The organism is Bacillus sp. FSL R12-0074 (assembly GCF_038005725.1).
Taxonomy (GTDB): domain Bacteria; phylum Bacillota; class Bacilli; order Bacillales; family Bacillaceae_G; genus Bacillus_A; species Bacillus_A mycoides.
Window position 1 is genome coordinate 5,085,042 of the sequence record NZ_JBBOTR010000001.1, and the last position, 25,856, is coordinate 5,110,897.

The following is a 25,856-nucleotide window of genomic DNA, read 5'->3' on the forward strand; positions in this document are numbered from 1 at the left end:
AAAAAGATACACCCTTTTCCCTTCGCTAATCGGTATAACAAAATAATAGCAATTAACACGGAGGTTGGAAAAAGGTGTATATCAAAGTTAGGGAGAGGAAATATACATCATTTTCCTCATATGTCGTATTCATAGCTCATTATAAAGGACAAAAATAAGAAAGAAAAATTTAATATTTACTCCTTTTTACCATCATACCCTTAATTTTCTACAAATTTCTACAAATTTCTTCATTTTTCTTATATTATCTTAAATAGCATATCTAGAAATTAAGATTCGTAATCCAGAACACTATGCTTTATAAAAAAATAAATCTTCGTGGATTAGCCTTTAATAAAAATCCTATAAAATATCATCACAAAAGATACATTTATATTTTACAGAAATATCCAACATTACATATAAAATCTTTTAAATCTATTTAACAATACATAAAAATAAAGTATAACTAATAAGAAATTGTTGCTTTTCCTTGTTTATCTGTTAAATAAGGCATTCGGAGTATTTGAGAGAAAAACTCAAATGAAATAAAAAGAAATACTTATATAATATTCTTCACTATCTCTCTTTCATCTCCTCAAATCATTTCCCTTCTTAATTACTTATATAAAATTAGTAGCAATTCAAAATACTAACAATTCATTAGGCACTACCTCTCATTAATCACTGCCCATAAAAACGTCTACAAGGTGCTTCAAAATATATTATCACAACTACACTAATAAACCTTTATATACAAAAAGCAGCGAGACCTCTAGTCCTAAAGACGAGGGGTCTCGCTGCTTTTTGTTATATGGTATAAATAAAATCAGGTTCCATGTTAAATTATAACACGAATATTTATACATGTATATAGATGGTATATTAATAAGTCACAAAAGTATTTCTAATTTTTTTACTGGTCACGCAATTAAATTAAGCTCATATTTCCATAAAAAAACCAGTACACAAATACCAATTATCCCCCAAACCATAAATAATCAAATTGTGTTACCGGCCCGAAAGAAATAAAGGCAGTGTATTCCTTAAATTTATAAAAAACAATTATAACAAGTCATATTTAAATGTTAACTTTGGCCTGTTGTCCAAGTAGGCTACTAAACAAACCACTTTCATCTTTTGCCAGTTGTGCGAAACTACCGTGTTGAATAATTTGTCCTTGATCCATTACAATTACTTGGTCAGCTTTACGTATAGTAGATAGTCTATGTGCAATGACAATAATTGTCATGCTCCCTTTCAATCTTTCCAATGCTTCTTGTATTTTCGCTTCATTTTCAGCATCTAACGCACTTGTTGCCTCATCTAACACTAAAATAGAAGGCTTTCGAAGTATCGCTCTAGCCAGAACAAGACGTTGTCGTTCTCCTCCTGAAAGTTTGACTCCCCTATCGCCAATCAGTGTATCCAATCCTTGCGAGAGCCTGCTAACAAACTCAGCGGAAGCAGAAAATTCCAAAGCTTCCCAAAGCTGCTCCTCACTTGCATTTGGTTCAACCATTCTCAAATTGTCTCTTATACTGGCATTGAATAGAAATGGATCTTGAGGAACATAGCTAATAGATTTCCTCAATGATAATAGGTCCTTACTTGTCAACGGTTTGTTATCTATTAATAACTGACCGCTCTCCGGCTGCATAAGTCCCATTATGATATCAATTAATGTACTCTTTCCAGCACCGGAACGCCCTGAGATAGCTGTCATACAATTTGCAGGAATACGCAAATTAATATCTTTAAGTGAGTACACAGCATTTTCTTTATTGTAGCGGAAAGAGATATTTTGACACTCAATAGATTGTTCTATCTGCATAGGATTTATACAATCATAATTCTGCTCTATATCTTGCAATTCTATACTTTTCTTACACTCTTCCTGTAATTGCAGCAAATCTTTAAAAGCGGGAAGATTCGCTGCAATTTGTTCCATGTTTGATTGTATACCTGCAAATCGTGGCCACAAACGAGAAAATATAAGAATAATTAATAATAATTGCTCCGTTTTCGTCTGAAACAGCTGAACAGATAGAAAGATAAGAATAGCAATGAAAACAGCTGATGCAATTTTATAAAAGAGTTGAGAATTATTTCTCACCTTAATATATGCAAACTGTTCACGTTCCACATCTTCTGCCCAATTACGTAACCACATATAACGAGATCGTTCTAGTGTATTGCTCTTAATATCCTTAATTCCATTAAAATGATCAGTTATACCTGCAAGATACGCTTTTGAATTCTCTGAGGTTCGACCACCTAATCTTTTTGATTTTTTAATAAATCTTCGTGAAAGAAAGGCAAGTACCACAGCGCAACATAGTACAAAAATTGTTATATCTGCCGCTAACCAAAAAGCGAAACCAATCTGTATAAATGTAAACATTAAAGAAGTGAGCAACTGTAAAAATAAATTAGTGCCTGCGCTAACACGCCCTAATTCCGTTGTCAAAGAATTGATAAGATCTGATTTTCTCTTTTTCACAAAGAAACTCCAGTTGGCCTGCAACAATCCACGATAAGTTTCCAATCTCAAATGATTAATAAAACGTATCTGGATTTTCGCATTACGAACTGTTATATTCCTTTGCAAAAGCGCTTGTCCCACGACCAATATAATATATATTCCTAATACAAGTGGTAATCCTAAAGTAGTTGGAATCTCACCTAGGAATCCAAGAACCCCTGAAAGAGGACTTGTCTGTTCATTCATCTTCGCAATACCGCTAATACTTATCATAGGAATTAATAATAAAATGCCGATTCCCTCTACAAGACTGACCAATACCATTCCCATGAGATTAACAATGAGAATGTTTCCAGTAAAAGAGTATAACCGCTTTGTAAAATATAAAATATTTCTCATTTTCACTTCTCCTTACGGTACCTCATTTCCCTCCAAATCCATAAAACCGGCCGCAAAGGGAAATATAAAACATGCAGTTGTTTTGGCAGTGGTAAAGTTTCCACATCCTGAGGATAAGGATACAACCAACTAAGATGAAACAGTAGCTTTTGAGAGCTTGTCTTTAACAAATATAAATATCGCTCATGATATTTTGAAACTTCTTCTGGGATAGGATCTGTATGCAAGTTAATCATATTTTCCAAGTAATATATAGCAAGCTGCGCTAATTGCGTTACCTTTCTCCCTGACATTAATACTTTTGCCTCTTCCGCTATTATAAGAGTATCTAAAAGCTCAGAAGATAAAATAAGCGCCTGACCTACCAGTCGTTTACATCCATATCTTTCCAAAATAACAGTGAGTTCTTCCCAATCTATTTCTTGCCTTACCATACGGTCAATGTCCGTTAACCATCGAAGCCTGGACCAACCATGCCTAGTTCCATGAGTCACAAGAAACATAAACAAATCCTCTCTACCTAAAAAATAGACAGGATAATTTGTGACAGGACTCGTCCTCTTTCGCCCCCATAGCTCATCGAAGTGTGGTTCCTTTCCCGGCCCTGGGTGTAGTCGCCAATGAATCTCCAATTTCACCTTACTTATCGGATGCATGTAAGTTGTATGGTGGCGTCTCCACTTCCATTCATTCATAACCGTCGGAAAATCATCCTCTTTGACATAACCATTCTTTACAAGTAATTCGTTCACTTTTCCAAGATCATCTATAGGAACAAGGGCATCCAGATCCCCTGATGTTCGAAGGGAAACATCTCCATATAGGTCTGCGCCAAGAATAGGACCCTTCAAAAATAGAAGTTGAAGTTGGTTTTCAGCAAATAATTTACTCACTTTTCCCATTTCTCCACTTAAATGAAGCATATGGAATGTATTCCTTTTAAAATATGTACTTAATACTTGCACAACATTTGATGGAACTAACTGTTTATCAATAGATTTCATTTTTGGGTAAATGAACGCGTACATGCGATGATGCAGCGCCAGTTTCAAAAATTTGTTCCAATCAATATTTATGAACCAGTCTCCCGGGATTTCTTGTATCTCTTTATCTTCCTTCTTTATAATTTCAAGTAACAATTTTAGTTCTTTAGGTAAATGACTCAAATCAAGATTACAACCGGTATACATCTCATTCTCCTTCAAGATTTTTTTACCCTATCCTTTTTGCAAATTTACCAACAACGGTAAATCTCTTCATTTCTTCTACGCCAGTAATATAAAAGGGCCCGCTACGTAACCACGCATGGGCGATCATATTTCCCGTCTCATCTTTCGCGGTCCCTAAGTAAAGGGTACTTTCAATTTGACGCTTCTCCAACATTTTCATTGCAGCGATAGCTTTAACGAGACACTGGCTTTCCCAAAATGTATAACGGCTCATCATATGCACTGCTTGAGAAATTTTCCTTAACGTAATCTTTTCCGATTCATCATAGCTTAAAGACGTTTCTGCCATATGAATTCCTAATATAGGAGCAGCTTTAGAAAACGGTATACTTTTAAGAATACGAGCCCAGCCTAAATAAAAGAAAGCTTCTATAAGTAATAATTTTGTTCCCATATCGAACGACAAGAAAGCTTTGGCTTTATTTATGATATTCATCGATTCTACTCCTAATCTATTAAATCTGGAACGTTCAATTAAAAATCAAAGTTTTTCATCAACCGAGATTAACCCTTCTGCATACAAATGATTTAAGAAAGAGAGTACTTGTTCCTTACATTCTGCCTCTTCAATCATATATCGAGACAATAATATATCGATCACTTGATTGACAGATATTAATTCATTAATTAAACTCCAAATTTCACCACCTATACCTCCTAAGTTATAGTATTTCCCATTATGGATGCTCATCATCACTTTCTCCCCATCCATATCGCTCACTACATTTTCCTGACCTTGTACAACAAAACTGTGTAATGAAATTGTTTGTTTACTACTCATTATTTTTCCTCCTCTTTTAAAGACTCTAGAATTTTGGATACTAAATCATGTGCCGTAAACTTTGAAATAGGACGTCTCAATTGAAACATATCTATTTTGTTTACGATATTTGTTGAATGCATAAAATGCCATTCCATCATCCCCAATCGTGGGATTAATGAATTCCTATATGTATGACGTAGCAATGTGCGTAGTCTCTCCAGTCCTTCAATCTGCTGAAGTTCAACATCCCCATTTTCTACTTTCACTAACTCGAATACACCTGCCAATGGTAATGGTTCCTCGAAAAAGTTAGCTGTAACGGGGACAGCATATTTAGTTTCCCTTTCAAATAATGGCTGATAATGCGCTGTCTCCATTCCAAACTGATCAAGACTCTCTTTCCATAACTTTTGTTGCGGGTAAGATGGTGTAACAAAAGGAGTATTATCCTCAGAAAGAGACACAGCAATTACATCATCGCTCAAAAGCTTATAGCCTTTGCTTAAAAGGGCTGATGCAAGAGTTGATTTTCCAGCTCCTGATCTTCCTACAAAAGCATACGCCTTTCCATTGATGGCTATTACACTTCCATGCAGAGGGAGTATTTTTCTCTGCATCAACAATGCCCCCATACAAGTCCCAAGAATATAAAGCCGAATCTTATCTTGATCAGACCCTTTCATAGGTGAAACAATGATTTTTTCTCCATTTTGAATACAAAACGTAGCAGTTTCGGGGATTTGAAACATAATTAATTCTTCTTCAACTACAAACACTGACTTCGGAGAAGATAACTCTCCCCATAATTGGGACAAATCTGCAGTTTCTATTTTTACGTCTACTTCATTTTCGTAATTACTTACTTGAGGCAATTCCGGCAGGGGAATCTCACTTAATAGGGCTAATCCGAAGGCTTTGTAAATCTCTTTCTTTACAGTATGTATCATCTTTCTCACTCCAAATAGTTGAAAAATTGATTAAAAAAACCCTTATACCGTAATTAAACTATATAAGGGCTGTAAAGCATATAAATCTTATTTAAATATTAGTGCATTAGCTGTGGTGAAGAGCGCCTTGCTCATCCTCATCTTCAAAAACTTGGTCAACAAGTCTCTTTCCAGGTCCAGCCATTGTCATGTTGATATCAAGTACTTCTAATACTGGTGATTGCCATTCTTGTTTCATAATTTCACCCCCTTTCAAATATATTTTTTGATAAATCGATAGACAATAAGACTACGCATCAAAATTCTAAAATCTGGATCAAACACGTATTCTACTCGTGGTTCTCCTTGAATTTTCAAAATCGCGCTCTTAATAATCTCCATATTAAAAAAGTTAGAGGCCACTGGGTCTTTACTAAGCTGCTGAAGTTCCTCGATAAACATTTTCCATGAAGGAATCATGCGATGAACCACATCAGCTGCCTGTATTCCCCGCACACGCTGATTTAATCTTACTTTGTCAGGAAGAAATCCTTTTGTGGACCTCCGGACAAGTGCACGATTTAAGCCATTTTGAACAAATTGTTCGAGTGGTAACGATAAACAGAATCGAATTACCCGTAAGTCATTCGTTGGATCATGCCCTTGTAAACCATAACGCAAGGAGAGCTTTGTTCCACTTGTACCCGTTGTATTCCACAAGTTTAGCTGTTCAAAATGTTTCTGCCTTATTTCATATATATTTGGGATAGAAGCCCCTGTTACTTTCACACCATGTTCTTCAAGCTTTCTAAATACATCAGTACGTTTTGCAAGTTCTGGACTAACTAACGTTGGCAGTTCGTATTGCTGTTCCGAGGAAAACATGTTTTTTATCGATGGAAATGCTTTCTCCCCTATAACTTTCAGTATTCTCGATTTTTTGACCCCAACGTTCTTACCATACAAATCAATTTCACGATAAAGCTGCAACCAGCTGAACTTTTTAAGTAAAATCGCATAATAATCTAAAGCTGGCCCCCAAGAGATTGTGAAATTTCCTCTCGCTCCATTTAAGAGCACCCCAATCCCTTGTTGTTGGGCTTTTTCATAAATTCCTTTCACCCAGACGGAATTTTCGAAAAATTTATATGGCATCTCCATAATCTCAAGCCAATCATCAATTTCTGAGAAAGAATTTTCTCCCGGAAAATTCAAATAATTCCCTTTAATATTCCCTACATGTTGTACTGTAGTTTGAATAAATGGCTTTTCATCAGCAATCGTATGACCACGAGTCCAATCAGTAAACCCTTCCGCAGGTACTGAGCTGAATGTATATAATTTTTTGTTCTCTTTTTGCAGGGCTCTCGCGGCAAAGCTAGCAACAGCTCCTGAATCTAATCCCCCACTTAAATGAGAACCAACATTACGATGAGTACGTAACCTTGATGTTACTGCGCTTTCAAATACGTCCCTGAACGCCTCTTCATAATCTTCATTTGATTTGAGTTGCAACTGCTCCTCTACAAATAACGTGTCATATTTCGCAATACTAACTCTTCCCTTAACTACGGAGATAGTATGAGAAGGCGGGACTTGCTCTATATTTTTATGCACTGTTGAAAATGCATCTATTGTATCAAGCATATTAGGTATCGCTAAATATTCAGCTAACCATTGCTCATTCAATTCCTTCCCGACGTACGGTAAAGAAAACAGCGGCTGTATGCTAGTACAAAAAGCAAATTGATTTTGATTGCGGTAAAAGTAAAAAGTCCGACTTCCTGAAAAATCACGTGCACCAAAAAGCAATTGCTTTCTCTCATCCCAAATCATAAAAGCAAAATCACCAATTAGATACTTTGGTACATGCTCTCCCCACTTTTGATAAGCGAGTAAAATCAACTTACTATCAGGCATCTCTCTTCTATGTACCTTGTCTACTTGCAATCTATCGAATAATTCATTGCGATTATCAATAATAGCATCAGCAGTTATAACCAACTGTGTTTCATAATCATAGTAAGGTAATTGTTCATTAATAGATTCAGATGTTATCCATTTTGCATGGGAGCCCAAAAAAATATTTTCCTTGTGCCATATATCGGTATTGTCACCTGGATAACGAGATAAATCCTTCATGATTCCAATCCTATGTTCAGGCGGTATCGGTTCTCCATTTAAATGATAAATTCCGGTTATTGCACTCATTTTTTTCCTCCCACTACGAGACAATTAAGGGAAAACCCGATGGATAAGCAAATTACCAGACATATCAATAAAATATTATTAATATACCAGAAAACTCTTTCCTCAAACTACCTCGTTTACGCATAACAGATTTTAAAACCTGATTTTATAGCCTTAAATCTTTTTTCAGTTGAAGTATTCAAACCTTCAGACTACCTATCCTATTGTAAACCCTTGCATTTTAATTTTCTCAAAAAATGAACACAGGTGTGATTCTCTTAATCCGAACCAAGATATTACCATCTGAATTTTATATGAATAAAAATCCTTGAATTTAATATATCAATAAAACGTTTATATTCTTTATAAAGAATATAAACTCAGATTACCATTTCACTATTGCATTGTCAAGCATCTATATACTTAAAAAAATGAATATTTATATATCTTTTTTAGTAACTGTAAAAACAAATAATACAGTAAAATCGGTAGGAGGCTTTACATCCCTACCGACTATTAATCTCACCAATCGAGCTTCTACGAACATTCCATCTATTTTCTTAGTTTCCCTAAAATCTTAAGGTAGTGCTCTTAATACTCATAAATAGCAGGATAAACGTTATATCTTACAAATAAACAGGAGAATTTTCATCTTTTTATATTTTAAAAATTTCTGTGCTATGATATTTTATATAATTTATTATCAACCTACTAATTAAAGTTGATTTTTCACGTGTTATGTTCTCTATTACTTTATTCTCCTGCTTCTTTAATCGAAACAGGAGAATAACCTTTTTATATTTATACCATTTTCACAAAGGGGATGATATAATATGCGTTTACCACTAATAAAAAATACCATTCGCATTTACCATAAGATTATGTACGCTTACTATTTCACTCTTTATAGGGATTGCCGTGACTTTCATTCAAAGAAATTTTTTTTCAGTAAAATGAGATTTCACAAAAACAGCACTGAATGAGATATTAAATCCTCTTAGTTCATTAACACCTTTCTTAATTAAACCTGTTTCTATTTTTATCTTTACATGCCAGCACTTACCATCAATATATTCTTAATACATGTAATAACTCTTGTCTGATCTTTTTCTGTCATACCTGATCCAGACGGAAGGCATACGCCTGTTTCAAATAATTTTCTAGAAACATCCTCACTCTCACTATGCAGATAATACATTACATCTTCAAATAAAGGTTGCATATGAAGAGGCTTCCAAACAGGACGCGCCTCAATGTTTTCATTTTCCAGTTGTTTCAGTAATGCCTGAATCGGTACTCCTGTTTTTTCTTCATCTACAGTAAGAACTGTAAGCCACCGGTTTGAATAAGTATCCTCTAACTCAGGCATAAACTGTATCCCTGGAATATGAGATAATTCTTGATAATATCTATCGAATATTCGTCTTCTTGCATGTACTCTCTCTTGTAAGACCTGCAGCTGTGCTCTACCTACACCTGCTAAAATATTACTCATACGATAATTATATCCAACCTCACTATGTTGGTAGTGTGGAGCCGGATCTCTTGCTTGAGTAGCTAAAAATCTTACTTTTCTCAATGCTTCGACATCATTCGAAACAAGCATACCTCCACCTGAGGTTGTAATGATTTTATTGCCATTGAATGAATAAACACCAAATTTCCCAAATGTTCCACTCGCTTTACCTTTGTAGGAAGAACCAAGTGATTCCGCTGCATCTTCTACTACTGGAACATTATATGTATTACATAACGAAAGAATCTCATCCATTTTAGCGCTTTGTCCATATAGATTCACAACAATTACTGCTTTCGGAAGTACCCCTTTCTCTTTTGCATCACGTAATGCACATTCTAAAGCCTGCGGTGACATATTCCATGTTTCAGGCTCTGAATCAATGAATACTGGTGTAGCCCCTAAATATAAAATTGGATTTGCGCTTGCTATAAAAGTAAGACTTGAACAAAACACCGTATCTACATCTCTTACATCCAGTAAGCGAAGTGCCAAATGGATAGCAGAGGTTCCTGAACTAACTGCAGCCGCATCACGAACTCCAACATGGGATGAAAGTTCACTTTCAAACGCATCTACGTTTGGACCAAGTGGGGCAATCCAATTCATATCAAATGCTTCCCCTATATATTTTTGTTCATTACCGCTCATATGTGGAGCGGAGAGATAGATTCTTGTTTTTTCCTGTGAATATACCACTTTAAACACTCTCCTATAATTCTTTTTTTATTACTCTAGCTGGAATGCCAACTGCTGTACAATTCGCTACAATATCACAAATTACTGTTGCCCCCGCACCAATAATGGACCAATCGCTAATTGTAATATTTGGAATTACATTAACTCCTGCTCCAATATGTACTCCTGCTCCTACAGTAACGGATCCTGTAAGCACTGCATTTGGGGAAATATGTGCAAAATCTTTTACCTTATTATCATGTTCAACAATAGCGCCTGTATTGACAATAACGTGATTCCCAATGTCAGCATCTGCATTAATAATTGCACCGGGCATCACAACCGTACCAGCTCCAATCTTTGCACTTAAACTAACAATAGATTGTTTATGTATCAGCGTCGCATAGCGATGACTGGGAATCTCTAACTGCTCCATAATTATCTTTCTTGTTCTGTTATTCCCTATAGCTATCACGAACTTTGTATCTACATACTCATCCATTAACTTTGCAGCTGCAGAAATGGGTCCAGAATAAACGCCATCCTCAACTTCTAACTCTTTATACATATCATCTAATTGCGCAATGATTTCATAATTTCCATACGATAGGATAATATCTCGGATTACTTTACTATGACCACCTGCCCCAATCATAATTATTCGCATCCATCTCACCTCCTCAAGAATTCTTTGTACCATTAAATTTTTCCACAGTTACATGCCCAACTTGATTGATTCCTTCTGACTTAAATACTTTCTTTGCCGTTAACAACAAAATTTTCATATCAAGCCAAAAAGTCCGTTTTTTTGCATACCATACATCAAAATCAAATTTTTCCTCCCAAGAAATCGCGTTTCTGCCATTTACTTGGGCCCATCCCGTAATCCCTGGTCTGACATTATGTCGCTTGGCCTGCTCTTCTGTGTATAGTTCCAAATACTCCATCAATAATGGTCTTGGACCTACCAAACTTAAGTCCCCTTTTATAACATTAAACAACTGTGGCAATTCATCTAAACTATATTTTCTCAGAAACCCTCCGAAACGGGTAAACCTTACATCATCGGGCAACACATTCCCCTCACTATCCTTCTCGTCAGTCATAGTTCTAAACTTATAAAGAAAAAAAGGGACACCATGCAATCCCGGGCGTTGTTGCTTAAATATGATAGGGGAACCTAACTTAATTCTAACTAAAACAGCCACTATTATAATAAGAGGTAAAAGAAACACCAATAATGACAAGGAAACGAACAAATCGAAAAGTCTTTTCATATATAATCATACTCCTAATTTGGTTTATGTATTAACCTCTACTCCATAACTGCCTAAAACTTCTATCTTCATAAAAAGCAGCCCCATTCATAGTTGAAAAATAACGAATTGATTTACTTTTTTATTTAAGGACATGTCATGCAAAATACTTAATTAAAATACTCAGTAATAAGAACACCACCATATTCAACAGAACATAGTGGTGTTTCATTTCTAAAAGATTCTTAATATTTTCCTTTTATTTACTTGCTCTTACTTTAAAGCATTATAATTTTGTGTCAATTCATTAGGCGCTGGTGCTCGATGGATTGGGTTAGTAACGGGATTATAGAAATGTAGATTTCAAATTAAAAAGTGCCCTTTTTGTTTGACTGAATTTTCACCCTCAGGTTTCCCATTATACTTTTAACAACTCCAAATAAATACTTAAATTCATCTGTCTTATAAAAAACAAATACATACATAGCATTTGGAACTATTAAACAAATCATCCCTCTTAATATTAATTCTAGTAATCCATTATACGGAATAAGACCACATATTAAACTTGTGATAACACAAGCTCCTAGCCCTATCATCACATAGTAAGTATATTTTAAAAAATAATCCCTAACCGGTTTACGGAATACTTTCTTATATACTAAATAAGGAGCAATCCAAAATGGAACCACTAGCGTACTTATAAGTGTTCCAATAAAGACACCTGTTATACCCATATATTGCACCAAGACAATAGAAGCCACCAGATTCACGGCAGCCTCTAAAAAGGGAGCATACCTATCTTCATGAAAAATCCCTGATGTTGTTTTGACCATAGATATAGAACGTCTCATTCCTGATACATAAAAATTTATCATTAATATAATTAATACACTTATATCCATAATAAATTTCGAACCAATCCATAAAGTAATAAAGGGTTGCATTATAATATATAAAAATATGGAAAAAAATGAGTATATCCAAAAATTACAAAGCATAGTAATCTTAAATATGCTATAAATTTTTTCATCGCTTTCTTTTGCAACCAAATTCCCTACACTATGATTAATATTATCAAAGATTTGATTTATAAAGGTTCTACAAATGTTAATTAACATATAATAATTTGAATACAATCCAACAGCTGTAACACTAACAAAAGACGCAATTAACATGTTATCAGTACCAAAGACAATATATCCACCTATATTATGTAGCACTAAGGCCTTTACATTTTTAACAATATTACTTTTGGTTTCACTATCTAATTTGCTTGCTGCTTTATTTTTTAAAAATGGGTACATCTTATCTACCAATATAGCCAAGAACGCAGAGGTACTAATTGTTATAATAATATCGATTATTAGATATAAAATATAACTATGCGTAAAGTATAAAATTCCTATTTTAACGCAAGTAGATATAATAGATGAGATAGAATAAATCCCTGTAACAATATATCCCTTTTGACATACATTTAAAAATGAGGTTTTATAAGAAAATAGATAAGATGAAGCTGTATTAATTAAAAATATAATATAAATAAAATGAATATTGTCTACCTTTGCATCTTTAGCGATATATCCAAGAAAAGGTAATAAAAGTAATCCTAGTAACAATACTATTAAAGCTATTGCCATATATGCCTTTCTATAAAAATTCATAAGCATATTGATTCTATCCTGATTATTTTCTGCCACTGGTTTATATAGATTATATATGATAGCAGATCCTATTCCTGCTTCAGCTAAAGATAACATTCCTAATATATTAGTAAATAATCCATTTACCCCCAGGTACTCAACACCTAAATAAGTAATAAATATGGTTCTGGAAGCAAAACTTAGTAACGTAATAATAACTTGACTACCTATACCGGCTGATATATTAATTATTGAATTTTTAACTCTCATTTTTCCTCCCACTTCAGAAAGTATGAAAATACTTTCAATCAAAGAGTATTACCTGATTTCTCTTTTATATGCTGCAACTATCAAAGGGTACACTTTAAACTTTATTGCTAAATAATATATATACTCCTTAAAGTTATTGCATCGATATGAAAAACCAATTCCTTTTACACTATCTGAGAACATTTCATAATTCACTATTCTACGAAAAGCATTATTAACATCCACATTAGGATCGCTTTTTAAATTATTAACCAACAGTCTATATATGTGATTTATATAATAATTAGCCATATCTTTTTTAAATTGCTTATCGTGTAGTAAACCAAATTCTTGTGAAAGTTGTCTTCTCATTTGATATTGTAAAACTAAACTGTTCTCTAAATTTGGTTTATACGGAACCCTCATTAAGCTATTTGGATTATTAATAGTATAAAAATAAAGAACTTCTGAGATTGCACATACCCTTTGTGAGTGCAATAAAAACTCTAAATTAAAAATAACATCTTCTCCAATAAACACTTGTTCATTAAATCTGATGTTTTTTTCTTTTATAATGCTTAAATTGTATATATACCTCCATGCAAAGCATAGATCATTCTTGGAATGAACATTTGGAGAGCTCAGTACAAAATCCCTCCCGTTCATAACAGTATCTAATTTGAAGTTAGGAATAATACTATTATTATTTGGAACAGTTTTGTATCCACATATTACAGCATCACACTTTTCATCTTCTGCAATACCATATAACCTAGTAAAATAGTTTTCGCTTACCTCATCATCGGGATCTATAAACACTATATACTTCCCTGTAGCAGCTTCGATCCCTGCATTTCTTGCGCTACTCACTCCTCCATTTTCTTTATAGATTACTTTAATTCTATTATCCTTTTCTAAATGTTCTCCACATATTTCACCACATTTATCTGTTGAACCGTCATTGACTAAAACTAATTCAATATTGACGAAAGGCTGTTTTAAAACATTTTCAATACATCTAGCTAACCATTTTTCCACATTATATATGGGAACAATAACACTTATTAATTCATGCAATCCTTTCACCCCTACATTACTTACATAAGTTAAACCCTCACGCCTATCTTATTACAGCTTTAATTTCGTTTAAATATTTCTCATCTTGAATATCGCCCACATTTTGTCCAGCACCTGCTTCACATACGTACTTATTTTCAATTTTGATTTTAGTTTTTGCTTGTCTTAAAAACCATTCGTATTCAATATCCACATGCCCTATATCAATTGCTTGATATCCCTCTTTATACAAATCATATGCTAATATAGTAGCAGTAGGCCCTATTGCTAATAGAATCAATTTAGATTTATTATTTTTTTTTGCTGCTGTTAAGATTTTATTGTAATGTAAGAATGCGTGCTCCTCTGGTACTAAAATCCTTTCAATTGATTTAGCATTGTTAAACAGATCATTTCCAATACCTAATCTACTCTTACTGCCTTCTATTAAAACTATATCCCTATCTTTCCATATTAATTTTAATAATATAAACCATTCTTTACATTTTGACTTATCTCGAAAGGGATAATAGAATCTCGATATAAAGGAATTATAATATACTTTTCCCTTCTTCAAATCTTTATACCACTTTAATCTATATTTTGCAGTATGAAGACTCCAATAATCCTTTGGTTCATCTGCATATTTTGATAAATCTTGAAAAACATCCGGTAAACAAACTAAGAACTTCTCATCTTCACTTAGCAATATTTCTTTTAATCTTTTTGATAACAAATGATCCGCCCGTTGAAATGTTATATCTAGATTATGAATTAATTTAAATTCACCATCACCATACCTGGCTACGGAAGCTTTATCATGAATAATTTTTTTTAAAGTTTCATCTATAGATTGAATTCTAGGAGGCTTGAAAAAGCACTTCGTGAATCGATCTTTTATGATAGTTAATCGATTCAAACTCTGAATTTTCACATCGACCAATTTATTCCAAATAAAAACTAACATACTTTTTATTTTTATTTGTACCATACCAAGCTCCTTTCTAATACTTTTCTCGATAGAGCATTAGATTATCTTTTCTCTTTTTCTTAAGAAAATTACTCTTATCCCTCTATTCACATCTTACATAATATTTATTCTTATTATTTCCCAATTTTTCAACTAGCCTTTTTTCTCAATGAAATATCGCCTCTAGAATTTTCAGCGGCAAGTTTCCGGCCTATTTTTATTGATGGAATTTCAATAAATTTATAACATAAGACCGACACAACCATAGTAAATATGAAAGAAATTAATAAAATTAAAGGCACTGATATCTTTCCATAGAAAATATGAACTGTTGTTAATAGAACAATTGGATGTACTAAATAAAGACTATATGATATTTCCCCTATAAATTGTACTGGTTTAATCAGTAATAATTTAGAAAATAGTTTTGAACTTAGGGCGGATAGAATAATTAAAACTGCGCCAAAACATATATACCAATCGATGATGATAAGATACAACTCATAATCAATTTCACCAATTAGTTTGGAAAGTAACATAAATGGGATACGTGGATAGCTAAAAAATAAAAGACCTAAAGGCAATAATAGATATTTTGCTTTTAAATTAATAATTTTACTCACTAAATATTCTCTGTTTTTAGCTAGTAGTGCACCAATAATAAACATTGAGCTATAATGTAATGTGATAAAGTAATTGGTGGATACTGGCATATTAAATTCGCTTGGAATGTTCTTCATTAATAAATAACCAATAACTGATAAAAACATCGCTATCCCAATACTTACTTTCCAGTTTACTCTAAGTAAAAGAAAAATAATTAAAGGAAACACTATGGAAATTCGCATCTCGTGAACTAATGACCAAATCACCATAATAAACGCATCAGAATTAAATTCTCTCAAGAATAAAATATGATCCATTACTCTATTAAAAGAAACTTCTATGTTCCATGAACCCCATTGTACCAAACCGGGAATGGTACCAATTTTAGAATGAATCCCCAATTTAATTCCTATTGCAATAAAAAGAATCACAATATAAGGAATATAAATCCTACAAACTCTTTTAATAAGATACTTTAAATAATTAAATTCCGCCCCTTTATAAAAAGGCAAGGATAGAACAAATCCACTTAACACAAAAAATATAATAACAGCCGAATGACCTTGCCATAATACAGAAAAATAGGCCCCAAATGTTGAATACATTACCTTTTTACCTAATATCGGAAATAATGCTAAGAAGTGTCCTAATAGAACAATGATTGCAGCAATACCCCGAAGGGAATCCAATTCTTTATAACGTCTCGTCATAATTCTTCCCTCTGTTCTAAAATGAATTTATTAATCTAACTATTAAAATTTAGTCATCCTTATAAGGATGACTAAATTTTATAATTATTACGTAAATTAATTAATCTAATACAAAACCCTTGTGTGAATGGCAATATATCGAATAAAGTAGAATATACACCTATATCCTTCGTATCACCTTGAGAGAAGTCAACCGCTCCGTTTCTTCTTGTCACTCCCATCAAATAACCGATAGTTTTATCTGCACTTTCCAAACATTCCTTTGAAATATCTTCTATCTTTGCTGCATTCAACATAAACCACCCCAGTGTGGATGTAGCGGAGGAATCTGGTCCGCATTCGTTCCTGGTTACAGTCCAATTCCAATTGCCTTGTTGTTGAAATTTCATCGTAGCTTTTGCAAATTTACGTACACTTTCTTCTAATACAGGTTTATAGCTGTTGTTTTCCGGTAATTCATTCCACGTATCTATAAGACCTATAGCAAACCATCCAAGACCTCTTCCCCAGCCATATAAACCTAGAGGAACTTTATCTTCTAATCTATAAGCATGGCATGGTATATGACTTAAGTTTAACATTCCATATGTTTCATATTCTTTAATCTGCTTTACAGCCAAATCTATACACTCACTTTTGTTATACCTAATGCCGTAAGTCACTAAGAATGGACATATGAAACCAATGGTATCTACGTATCGATACCCCTTCATAAACTTTCTATATTCTATCGTACCATCCTCACCTATATGCTCTTGTATCATTTCCCAAGTAGCATCCAAGGCTTTTTTATATTTATCTATATCCTCAAAATCCAGCTTCATGATCGCATAAGCAAGTATTGCTCCATCTACATACTGAGGTTTGTGCACCCACTGACCATTATGATCAAATTTAGAGTTCAAAAACTTCGTAATTTCATGTTTCACTGCTTTGTCATCGTTATATTTCAGGTATTCAGACAACCCTAATAGTAAAGATGCTTCTTGCCAATGCTGTATAGCACTTTTCGTATAATTTCCTTTCAACATATCAATTGCTATTAATCTTGTGTTATCAGTTACCTTAATCTTTGGTGTTTTATTTAGCCACTTAACACCTATATGAGTGATTGACTGATTCCATAAGCCTTTATCCGTATATCTCCCTATTTTTATTCTTCCCAACCAATTCTTTCCTATAGGGATGAAATCAATCACTACAATAATTGCGATTACAGTAAGTAACACAAGGCACGCTGCCTGTATAACCATATAATTATGTCCTTTCTATACTACTTAAATAATGTATATAATTTTTTTATCTCCGACTCGGTTCCTAGCTCTTCATCTGATAAGTTCTTTATTAACTTATTTCTTAATTCTTCATTATGTATTAATTTCTTAATTCCCTCCGAGAGTGAGTGAGCATCCATGTCTATAATCAGCCCATTTTCTTCATTTTTAATTTGATCTTTAGCTGTACTGAAATTTGTTACCATTATTGGTTTATGCAGTATTTTTGCTTCGTCTATTGCGATAGATTTTCCTTCGAACCTGGATGGTTGTACATATATATCTGCTTCTCTTATATACGGATAGGGATTTTCTTTCAGTCCTAACAGTAAAAAATGATCTTGAAGGTGATTTTCTTCTATCATTTTTTCTAACTTACCTCGCCCTTCCCCTTCTCCAATGATATACCACTTTATTTCATATCCATCTCCAACCAGATTCTTACATGCTTCTATAGCCAAATCAAATCCCTTTTCATGACTTAGCCTTCCTACAGAAACAAGCTTTACCCCTTTACGCTCTAGATCTACCTTTTCCTGTGACATTTTATTTATCGTACTTGGAGATACGATGTTATGAATAACACCTATTTTGTCGTTATATATAGAAAATCTTTGTTTTAAAACATTGGCACATTCCTCAGACACCGTCACTATATGATCCAATGAACGAAAATAACCCATATCAATGTTAGGATCCATTCCTAATTTGTCATAATCAGTGTGTATAAAACCAATTTTCTTATTCGCATTTACTTTGTCTATACAAAAGTAAACTGGGTTCTTTTCTAAGTACCCAATCGCTACATCATACTTTTTACTTATATTCTGTAAAGATTTTGATAGATATCGCCATACTCTCTGTTCACAACGGGCTTTGTTTTTTTCACTTTTAAATATGTAACCTGCACAAACCCTTGATAAGGCTATATCTAGTCTTCCTTGTCGCAAGCATTTCATGACAGCTGCTTTTATCGGCATATCAAACAACTGATACTCAGAAGGTTCTTCCAATACATTCACTTGTTTAGGGATTTTATTAAGGAATAAACCTTCATGCTTAAATAAAAATAAATCCACATTATAGCGAGAGTAATCCATCGTATTCAACAAAGAGATTAATGACTTCTCAGCCCCACCGCAGTTCAAATTATTGATAACAAATAATACGTCTTTTTTCATAATAATCACCTTTTAAAGAATTCCGTAGAGCTTATTTATTTCTTTTTCGGTTCCTAACTTTTCTGTAGATAAATTATTTACGATTCTTTCCCTTAATTCTATATCTTTGATAAGCCTTTCAATTTCAGTTGCTATTCCTTCTTCAGACATCTCAGCAATAATTCCGTTTATTCCATGATTTATTTGATCTTTTGCAGTTTCAAAGTTGGTCACCACTATCGGTTTATGCAATATTTTTGCTTCATCAATTGCTATAGACTTACCTTCATATCTAGATGGTTGCACATATATATCTGCTTTTCGTATATAAGGATAAGGATTTTCTCGAACCCCCAAAATTGTAAAATGGTTTGATAGATGATGATCTTCTATTAAACGTTCTAATACATCTTTTTCATTTCCATCCCCTAATACGTACCACTTTATCTTGTATCCTTTTTCAAGAAGTAACTTGCAAGATTTCACCGCTAAATCTAAACCCTTTTCATGACTTAATCTGGCGACAGTAATAATATTGGTATAATGTCTATCAAACAAACTGTCATCTTCTATATCTTCTTTAGATAAATCATATATAATGCTAGGAGCTACTATATTATATATAATCGTAACTTTATTTTTTAGTTGTGGAAAATTTCCTTGTAACGATTTTGCACACTCTTCTGAAACCGTTATTAGATTATCTAGTTGTTCAAAATATGAGTTATCGAACTGGCAATCCATACCTGAATTCGAGTAATTTGTATGTATCCATCCAGCTTTTTTTTTGGCATTGACTTTATCAACTACGAAGTATATTGAAGACTTTTCAAGATAGCCTATCGCTGCATCATACTCTTTTTCTAACACTTCAAATGACTTACTTTGATATTCCCATGTATACTGTTCTGAAATTGCAGCTTCCCTTATCAATCTATTTTTAATAGTGAACATCAATCTTGAATATGCTAAATCAATTTGTCTATTCTTTAAAAATCCCATTATTGAATTTTTAAGGCTAGATGCAAATATTTTATAATCACTTGGCAGATCTAATATATTTACCTCTCTTGGTATCGAATTTATGAATATTCCTGTTTTATTAAACAAAAATAAATCTACATCATATAAACTGTAATCTATCTGAGATAGTAAATTTATCAAGCTTTTTTCTCCACCACCAGCAGATAAACTAGGCATAACAAATAGTAGTTTTTTTTTCATAATGTACCCCAAATTACTTAGACAATTCTTTCAAATATTCTACTGCTTTGTAAGACATTTTCTTTATATTAGGTATAGATTGTTGTAACTTTTGTTTTATTTCCTCTTCCTCTCGTACCATCTCATCAAATCTTGCTTTTAATTTATTACTATCAGATATCTCCTCTATATCTAAAACTAATTTTTCTTCCCCAAATATATCTTTAGATATCCCTTTGGACTTTACACTATATCCCAATACCATAGTCGGAATAAAACTAGAGTAAGCAGCTATAGTTGCATGCGTTCGAGCTCCTATAAAGAAACGCATTCTAGCTATATACCCCTTATACTGTATTGCATTTAAGTTATCTGGTAACAGAATCACTCTGCCTGTGTCCTTAAATTCTTGGTAATATTTGTAGAGAACTTCGTAATCATTGTTCCCATCTTCAATAACGTGAGGTGTAAGAGCAATCGTCATATCTGTAGTATTTAATATATGATTAATTAACTCTCTTACCGCGACTTGAGAATTCTCATTTCTATTCCATACAAGCGGGCTAAAATTAAGACCCATTGTATTTCCTTCCCGCCATCCATTAGGCAACTCCAATTCTTCTTTTTCCATTGTAAACGCAGCATCAGCACACAATTGAACATTATTTAATCCTTGTTTTTTTAACATATTATAGGTAAGACTTTCGCGTGCTAATATTAAATCAAAGAGCTTTAGATCTTCCAACTTTCTTTCAGACATATCCTCTTCTCCTATAGAACATCCCCATAGTACTAGCTTTTTTCCCTGCATTTTTACTCTTCTATCAATCTCATACCACCCAGGTTGCTCTCCATAGCAATAATTATCCCCCCCGATAGATAAACATACATCGGAACTTTTTATATGCTTTATTATGTTATGATGAATTTTCCCTAATGCATAAGACTCATCGTTAAAGAGTTTTACTTTAACTGAGGACAATAACCAATCATATGAATATTTTTTCAGACTGCGGCTAGAACCATCATATATATAATCTAACTTATTGATTACCTTATCTGTTTCAGGTCTATCTGATGCCAAACATACTTTTGCTCCATCTATTTTTTCTTTTATAATATTTGTAGAAGCTCGAACTATCGCTTCGCACCCTCTATTCAAACTGCCCCCATGGGCAAACATCATAAACTTCACACTAAATTCCTCCAGTTTTATTTATTTCTAAGCCTGCTGTAAGAGACTGCAAAGTATAACCCCACAGTAGATTTTCTTTTAATCATATTTATTAAAAATTTCTCATATCTACCAAGCTTGCTATAAGTTACTTCACAATATAGTGGCAATGCCTCTCTAACATATTTATTGCATATCATATTTTTTATGTATTCATATCTCTCACTAAACCGTATTTCCTTAGACGGTTCAAAATAAATATATACGTAGGAAATTACACTATTTATAAACTTTCTTGATTTCAATTCACGTATCTTTGCCTTATCGACCTTTTCGATGTAAATTTTCGGTAGTTCCATATTATATACTTCCACAGCTCGCTTGAAATAATCTTTTTTTGAGATATCCCGAGTTGCGCTACCCGCTACATCCCTATAATAATATCCCGTATAATCTATATATTCCATATTAGTTGCATTACTAAAAAATTGAATATTAAACATTCCATCTTCTCCTAATGCGACCTTCTCTGGAAACTTCACATTATTTTTCGTTATTATGCTATTTTTATAAATTTTGTTTACAGCAGTATTTAAATTATCGCTTTTAAGAAAATAGGGTAATATCTCTTTATTTATATATTCTTTTTTTAGAACGATATTAGTTGGAAATGGATATTCAATTGTTACCTTATGCCCTTCAATCTCACTTCTTAAATTTGATATAATTACATCACAATTGCTTTGTTTTGCTGAATTATACAGAGTTTCATACATATCCGCTTCTACATAATCATCAGCATCAACAAATCCAATATATTCACCATTAGCTATAAGAAGTCCTTGATTCCTTGCAATACTCACACCTTGATTTTTTTGATTTATAAGTATAATCCTGTCATCTAGTGCCCTATACTTTTCAATAATCTCTACGCTATTGTCCGTTGAACCATCATTAATAAAGATAAATTCGCAGTTATGAAGCACCTGATTTAACAGTGATTCTATACACCGAGTAATATATTTACCAGCATTATAAACCGGTATAATTACACTGACATTTCTATTCATGGGCAAATCACCCCTTTACTTTGAATCCCTTATACTTTCATTTTTTAAAATTTTTGTAGTTGTACCAATACACTTAATAAACTTTTAAGCCTCTATAATTTCATACAACTTATTTAATTCATACTTATTACTATAATCAGTATTACTACAATTGTTAGCTAACTGCTTTCTTACGGTAGCATCCTTATACAATTTTTCTATTCCATCTGCTATTCCTTCAACGGATAATTCCGTAATATATCCGTCAATCCCATTTTTCACTTGACTGTTTGCGGTTGTATAATTTGTAATTAGGACTGGTTTTGCAAGTATCTGAGCCTCTCCTACTGTAACAGCTTTTCCCTCATATCTAGATGGTTGGACATATAAATCAGCTTCTTTTATATATGGATATGGATTAATTTGCTTTCCTAGCAACACAAAGCTATTTTCTAATTTCAAATCCCTTATTAGATTTTTAATCATTGTTTCGTCTCCACCATATCCAACTACATACCAGGCTATATTCTCATAGCCTTTATCTTTCAATATCCTTAAAGCCCTAACAGCATTATCGATTCCTTTTGCATGAGATAGTCTAGCCACAGTTATAACTTTAAAACGGTTATCAAGAAGCATAGGGGTATCTATTTCTTCATTCGCCATGTCTCTAATAAACTGCGGGGAGGTTATATTTTCCATTACTATAACCTTATTTTTTAATGCACTATATTTTTTTAAAAATGAATTTTTGCATGCCTCTGATACAGCTACAATACAATCAAATTTATTCCATACTTTTAAATCCATCTCTATATCTGTCTCAATTGTAGAATAATCTGTATGAATCCATGCTATTTTTTTCTTAGCCTTGACCTTATCTGCTACAAAATAATGCGGCCACAAATAACTAATTGCAACATCATACTCTTTATCTAGTTTAGGTAAAAATGGAATAGCATATTTCCACATTAATTGCATTTGATAATATCCTGTCTCTACTATTCCTTTAGCTTTTCCTGCAAAACGAGTATTTATCTTAGATAAAATTCTAGAAAATCCAATGCCATACTCTTTATCCTTTAAAGTTTCTCCGATTGACTTCCTAAAGGTGGTGTATTGTGGAACTTCTTCTAATAAATTTACCTTGTTACAAACTAATTCCATAAAATCCCCTTGATGTCTATACAGCATTAAATCAACAGCGTATTTTTTGTAATCAAAACCCTCAAGCATACTTATAAGGCTTCTTTCTACTCCTCCAACTTCCATATCAAATGAGGCCACCAGTATATCCTTCATATATGCCTCCTAATTTTTTGTAACAAATTTTCTTATCCGCGCTATATTTTCTCCGCCTATAATCTTAGATGCTAACAGTTTTAAACCACTCTTCAATCTTGCTTTAGGTGGTAACCAACTTTTATAAAAATGATGCATTGCATATGTATTTGGAGTAATAAATTTTCTACAGTTAATATAATCATATGGAGAAAAATATGTTTGAGGATAGAAGGCTCCTATCCCACTTATTTCTTGATATTCTCCATTCAACTGTAATCCTTTATTTTTTAGTATCTCGCTTATAATGGCCACATTGGTTAAACTGTCATACTTTCCATCCTCTTTAATAAAACTTTTTTCTTCGTATGAATCTAGAAACATTCTTATTAACACATTTCCTTTAGTCGCTCCTATTGTACTTGTAGCTATATAGTTCTCTTGTTCAAATCCCCAAAATGAATCATGATGTAGCATATCATCAAAAGATTTGAATACCTCCACATCCGTATCTAAGTAAATTCCTCCAAATTTATAAAGAGCGTATACTCTTACATAATCACTTACAAATGCAAATTTTTTGTATTCATAGGCTTCCTTGACATATAAATTACAATTTATATCAAAATTATCTTCATTCCACTCAATTATTTCATAACCAGCTAAATTCTCTTTCCAGCTATCTATACATTTTTTTACTATTATAGGTTTTTCTCCTTTACCAAACCAACAATAGTGAATGATGCGTGGAATCTTTTCTGTAAATGCCAACTCAGTATCCCCTTTCTAAACTATATAGAATAATATACCTATACACCTAAATTTCCATATTTCATTGATCAACTAGTCATTAACATATTTCACCTTAAAAAACTTAGAAATTTAAAAAATTACTTTTATAAATAATGTTTAATGTTATTACATTCTCGTATGCATAGAAAATAAAATAAAATACTAATATTGCATAATAAACTAGTTTTTGGTCTTTATCAGTAAATAATTTTATAATCCATGAAATTAAAATTAATTGGTATAATCCAAAATATATAGAAAATCTTGCAAAAATCCAATTTTGTGTTGAAATTATCATGAATACAAGTCCTAATATAGACATATTTACTACATAGTCACTTTTAGGAAATATTTCCCTAAGTTTCTCTCTTCCAATGTAAGCAATAATAATTGGAGGAATATTAACTCCAACTCTAAGTATATTTGCTCCGCCCTCAGAAAAGTTCTTGTAATCTCCATACTGACTATCTCCTATGACTGAGAATAACGTATCTAAAAATTGATTAAACCCTATAACTATGAATACAGAGCAAAAAAGGGTTACATACGTTTCCCATGACCATGCTTTTCTCCTAATCATAAAATATATTGGAATAAGGATAAGTGCAGTTTGATGTATTGTTGATGCAAATAGAATAATTAGAATATACTTTTTCCAGTTACCTTCAAATATATATTTTGTTGCAGCAAAAATAATTGCTGCTGCAAGAAATTGCCTTATCCCATTCATTGATATTAAATACATTCCACCTGTTATATATACATATAAACTTAATTCGAACATTCTTGTATATTTATATAAAACCAACACAATAAGTACATTTGTTATTAGTGCCGTTACAAAAATCAATATTTGAGGGTCATTAGAGAACTGTTTTAAAATCATCTGAAGCACATTAAAACCCATATCTTTTCCTTCTTTTATATGTTCCCAATCAAACGTATCTTTTTTATAAGAATACATATAAAAAAAAGTATCCCCGATATTATTACGGAGACCAGACACCATTACAAGAATAACTATTGTTAAAAATACTAACAGCTTATTTGGCTTTGATTGAACAATGTGTGGTCCCCTTATTACAGGAGTAGAAAAATATCTTGCTAAAAAAGAAAGAATATAAACTAAGACCAGCGTAACCCAAAATATAAACATTTTTAAATTCCTTTCATATTATAGATTGCAAATATAGAACTCTTTGCTATTCTTTAACCAAATAATTCAATAATATAGCCTATCAAGTCCTATATTTCTCTTACAATCT

General features: G+C 32.7%; 22 protein-coding genes. All 22 read right to left on the reverse strand.

From position 1 onward, the window contains the following. Positions 1 to 1,060: 1,060 nt before the first annotated feature. Positions 1,061 to 2,863, reverse strand: coding sequence for an ABC transporter ATP-binding protein (locus tag NSS97_RS26570; protein ID WP_002184591.1), 1,803 nt, complete (start codon positions 2,861 to 2,863; stop codon positions 1,061 to 1,063). A 2-nt stretch (positions 2,864 to 2,865) separates the two neighbouring features. Next, a complete protein-coding gene (locus tag NSS97_RS26575; protein ID WP_341114459.1) occupies positions 2,866 to 4,053 on the reverse strand; it encodes a nucleotidyltransferase domain-containing protein in 1,188 nt (395 codons plus the stop codon). 22 nt (positions 4,054 to 4,075) lie between these two features. Continuing rightward, positions 4,076 to 4,528: a lasso peptide biosynthesis B2 protein gene (locus tag NSS97_RS26580; RefSeq protein WP_001021513.1), complete on the reverse strand. Its 453-nt coding sequence runs from the start codon at positions 4,526 to 4,528 to the stop codon at positions 4,076 to 4,078. Positions 4,529 to 4,573: 45 nt separating this feature from the next. Continuing rightward, complete coding sequence (locus NSS97_RS26585) at positions 4,574 to 4,873, reverse strand: lasso peptide biosynthesis PqqD family chaperone (protein ID WP_000095761.1); 300 nt, start codon at positions 4,871 to 4,873, stop codon at positions 4,574 to 4,576. Continuing rightward, positions 4,873 to 5,802 (reverse strand): aldolase, encoded by a 930-nt coding sequence (locus tag NSS97_RS26590; RefSeq protein ID WP_002184589.1) that lies wholly within the window; start codon positions 5,800 to 5,802, stop codon positions 4,873 to 4,875. Before NSS97_RS26590 ends, NSS97_RS26585 begins: the two co-directional genes overlap by 1 nt. A gap of 106 nt (positions 5,803 to 5,908) precedes the next feature. Next, a complete protein-coding gene (locus tag NSS97_RS26595) occupies positions 5,909 to 6,040 on the reverse strand; it encodes a paeninodin family lasso peptide (RefSeq protein WP_000808480.1) in 132 nt (43 codons plus the stop codon). Positions 6,041 to 6,054: 14 nt separating this feature from the next. Further along, a complete protein-coding gene (locus NSS97_RS26600) occupies positions 6,055 to 7,992 on the reverse strand; it encodes a lasso peptide isopeptide bond-forming cyclase (protein WP_016127650.1) in 1,938 nt (645 codons plus the stop codon). 1,024 nt (positions 7,993 to 9,016) lie between these two features. Further along, positions 9,017 to 10,186 (reverse strand): aminotransferase class I/II-fold pyridoxal phosphate-dependent enzyme, encoded by a 1,170-nt coding sequence (locus tag NSS97_RS26605; RefSeq protein ID WP_107887179.1) that lies wholly within the window; start codon positions 10,184 to 10,186, stop codon positions 9,017 to 9,019. A gap of 13 nt (positions 10,187 to 10,199) precedes the next feature. Further along, the gene (locus tag NSS97_RS26610; protein WP_341114464.1) at positions 10,200 to 10,832 is read right to left on the reverse strand and encodes an acetyltransferase; all 633 of its coding nucleotides are present in this window, start codon (positions 10,830 to 10,832) and stop codon (positions 10,200 to 10,202) included. Between the two features lie 13 nt (positions 10,833 to 10,845). Then, the gene (locus tag NSS97_RS26615; RefSeq protein ID WP_107887177.1) at positions 10,846 to 11,442 is read right to left on the reverse strand and encodes a sugar transferase; all 597 of its coding nucleotides are present in this window, start codon (positions 11,440 to 11,442) and stop codon (positions 10,846 to 10,848) included. A 347-nt stretch (positions 11,443 to 11,789) separates the two neighbouring features. Then, positions 11,790 to 13,337, reverse strand: a complete 1,548-nt coding sequence (locus tag NSS97_RS26620) for an oligosaccharide flippase family protein (RefSeq protein WP_107887176.1) — start codon at positions 13,335 to 13,337, stop codon at positions 11,790 to 11,792. A 48-nt stretch (positions 13,338 to 13,385) separates the two neighbouring features. Further along, positions 13,386 to 14,393, reverse strand: a complete 1,008-nt coding sequence (locus NSS97_RS26625) for a glycosyltransferase (RefSeq protein WP_107887175.1) — start codon at positions 14,391 to 14,393, stop codon at positions 13,386 to 13,388. A gap of 43 nt (positions 14,394 to 14,436) precedes the next feature. Beyond that, positions 14,437 to 15,363 (reverse strand): SP_1767 family glycosyltransferase, encoded by a 927-nt coding sequence (locus NSS97_RS26630; protein WP_107887174.1) that lies wholly within the window; start codon positions 15,361 to 15,363, stop codon positions 14,437 to 14,439. A 128-nt stretch (positions 15,364 to 15,491) separates the two neighbouring features. Beyond that, complete coding sequence (locus NSS97_RS26635; protein ID WP_107887173.1) at positions 15,492 to 16,658, reverse strand: acyltransferase family protein; 1,167 nt, start codon at positions 16,656 to 16,658, stop codon at positions 15,492 to 15,494. 71 nt (positions 16,659 to 16,729) lie between these two features. Further along, positions 16,730 to 17,911, reverse strand: coding sequence for a glycoside hydrolase family 88 protein (locus NSS97_RS26640; protein WP_107887172.1), 1,182 nt, complete (start codon positions 17,909 to 17,911; stop codon positions 16,730 to 16,732). Between the two features lie 20 nt (positions 17,912 to 17,931). Then, a complete protein-coding gene (locus NSS97_RS26645) occupies positions 17,932 to 19,113 on the reverse strand; it encodes a glycosyltransferase (protein WP_016127641.1) in 1,182 nt (393 codons plus the stop codon). A 12-nt stretch (positions 19,114 to 19,125) separates the two neighbouring features. Then, positions 19,126 to 20,316, reverse strand: a complete 1,191-nt coding sequence (locus NSS97_RS26650) for a glycosyltransferase (RefSeq protein ID WP_107887171.1) — start codon at positions 20,314 to 20,316, stop codon at positions 19,126 to 19,128. Positions 20,317 to 20,329: 13 nt separating this feature from the next. Continuing rightward, the gene (locus NSS97_RS26655; RefSeq protein WP_107887170.1) at positions 20,330 to 21,490 is read right to left on the reverse strand and encodes a polysaccharide pyruvyl transferase family protein; all 1,161 of its coding nucleotides are present in this window, start codon (positions 21,488 to 21,490) and stop codon (positions 20,330 to 20,332) included. Positions 21,491 to 21,507: 17 nt separating this feature from the next. After that, entirely contained in the window at positions 21,508 to 22,539 is a 1,032-nt protein-coding gene (locus tag NSS97_RS26660; protein ID WP_107887169.1) for a glycosyltransferase, read from the reverse strand. Between the two features lie 84 nt (positions 22,540 to 22,623). Next, the gene (locus NSS97_RS26665) at positions 22,624 to 23,820 is read right to left on the reverse strand and encodes a glycosyltransferase (RefSeq protein WP_107887168.1); all 1,197 of its coding nucleotides are present in this window, start codon (positions 23,818 to 23,820) and stop codon (positions 22,624 to 22,626) included. Between the two features lie 9 nt (positions 23,821 to 23,829). Continuing rightward, positions 23,830 to 24,570: a capsular polysaccharide synthesis protein gene (locus tag NSS97_RS26670; protein ID WP_107887167.1), complete on the reverse strand. Its 741-nt coding sequence runs from the start codon at positions 24,568 to 24,570 to the stop codon at positions 23,830 to 23,832. A gap of 103 nt (positions 24,571 to 24,673) precedes the next feature. Next, positions 24,674 to 25,747, reverse strand: coding sequence for an EpsG family protein (locus NSS97_RS26675; RefSeq protein ID WP_105589834.1), 1,074 nt, complete (start codon positions 25,745 to 25,747; stop codon positions 24,674 to 24,676). Positions 25,748 to 25,856 lie beyond the last annotated feature (109 nt).

Excerpts from the sequence above, each read along its gene's own strand:
- NSS97_RS26570 (WP_002184591.1), bottom strand. The coding sequence starts at position 2,863 with ATGAGAAATATTTTATATTTTACAAAGCGGTTATACTCTTTTACTGGA.
- NSS97_RS26575 (WP_341114459.1), bottom strand. The coding sequence starts at position 4,053 with ATGTATACCGGTTGTAATCTTGATTTGAGTCATTTACCTAAAGAACTA.
- NSS97_RS26580 (WP_001021513.1), bottom strand. The coding sequence starts at position 4,528 with ATGAATATCATAAATAAAGCCAAAGCTTTCTTGTCGTTCGATATGGGA.
- NSS97_RS26585 (WP_000095761.1), bottom strand. The coding sequence starts at position 4,873 with ATGAGTAGTAAACAAACAATTTCATTACACAGTTTTGTTGTACAAGGT.
- NSS97_RS26590 (WP_002184589.1), bottom strand. The coding sequence starts at position 5,802 with ATGATACATACTGTAAAGAAAGAGATTTACAAAGCCTTCGGATTAGCC.
- NSS97_RS26595 (WP_000808480.1), bottom strand. The coding sequence starts at position 6,040 with ATGAAACAAGAATGGCAATCACCAGTATTAGAAGTACTTGATATCAAC.
- NSS97_RS26600 (WP_016127650.1), bottom strand. The coding sequence starts at position 7,992 with ATGAGTGCAATAACCGGAATTTATCATTTAAATGGAGAACCGATACCG.
- NSS97_RS26610 (WP_341114464.1), bottom strand. The coding sequence starts at position 10,832 with ATGCGAATAATTATGATTGGGGCAGGTGGTCATAGTAAAGTAATCCGA.
- NSS97_RS26615 (WP_107887177.1), bottom strand. The coding sequence starts at position 11,442 with ATGAAAAGACTTTTCGATTTGTTCGTTTCCTTGTCATTATTGGTGTTT.
- NSS97_RS26620 (WP_107887176.1), bottom strand. The coding sequence starts at position 13,337 with ATGAGAGTTAAAAATTCAATAATTAATATATCAGCCGGTATAGGTAGT.
- NSS97_RS26630 (WP_107887174.1), bottom strand. The coding sequence starts at position 15,363 with ATGGTACAAATAAAAATAAAAAGTATGTTAGTTTTTATTTGGAATAAA.
- NSS97_RS26635 (WP_107887173.1), bottom strand. The coding sequence starts at position 16,658 with ATGACGAGACGTTATAAAGAATTGGATTCCCTTCGGGGTATTGCTGCA.
- NSS97_RS26640 (WP_107887172.1), bottom strand. The coding sequence starts at position 17,911 with ATGGTTATACAGGCAGCGTGCCTTGTGTTACTTACTGTAATCGCAATT.
- NSS97_RS26645 (WP_016127641.1), bottom strand. The coding sequence starts at position 19,113 with ATGAAAAAAGACGTATTATTTGTTATCAATAATTTGAACTGCGGTGGG.
- NSS97_RS26650 (WP_107887171.1), bottom strand. The coding sequence starts at position 20,316 with ATGAAAAAAAAACTACTATTTGTTATGCCTAGTTTATCTGCTGGTGGT.
- NSS97_RS26660 (WP_107887169.1), bottom strand. The coding sequence starts at position 22,539 with ATGAATAGAAATGTCAGTGTAATTATACCGGTTTATAATGCTGGTAAA.
- NSS97_RS26665 (WP_107887168.1), bottom strand. The coding sequence starts at position 23,820 with ATGAAGGATATACTGGTGGCCTCATTTGATATGGAAGTTGGAGGAGTA.
- NSS97_RS26675 (WP_105589834.1), bottom strand. The coding sequence starts at position 25,747 with ATGTTTATATTTTGGGTTACGCTGGTCTTAGTTTATATTCTTTCTTTT.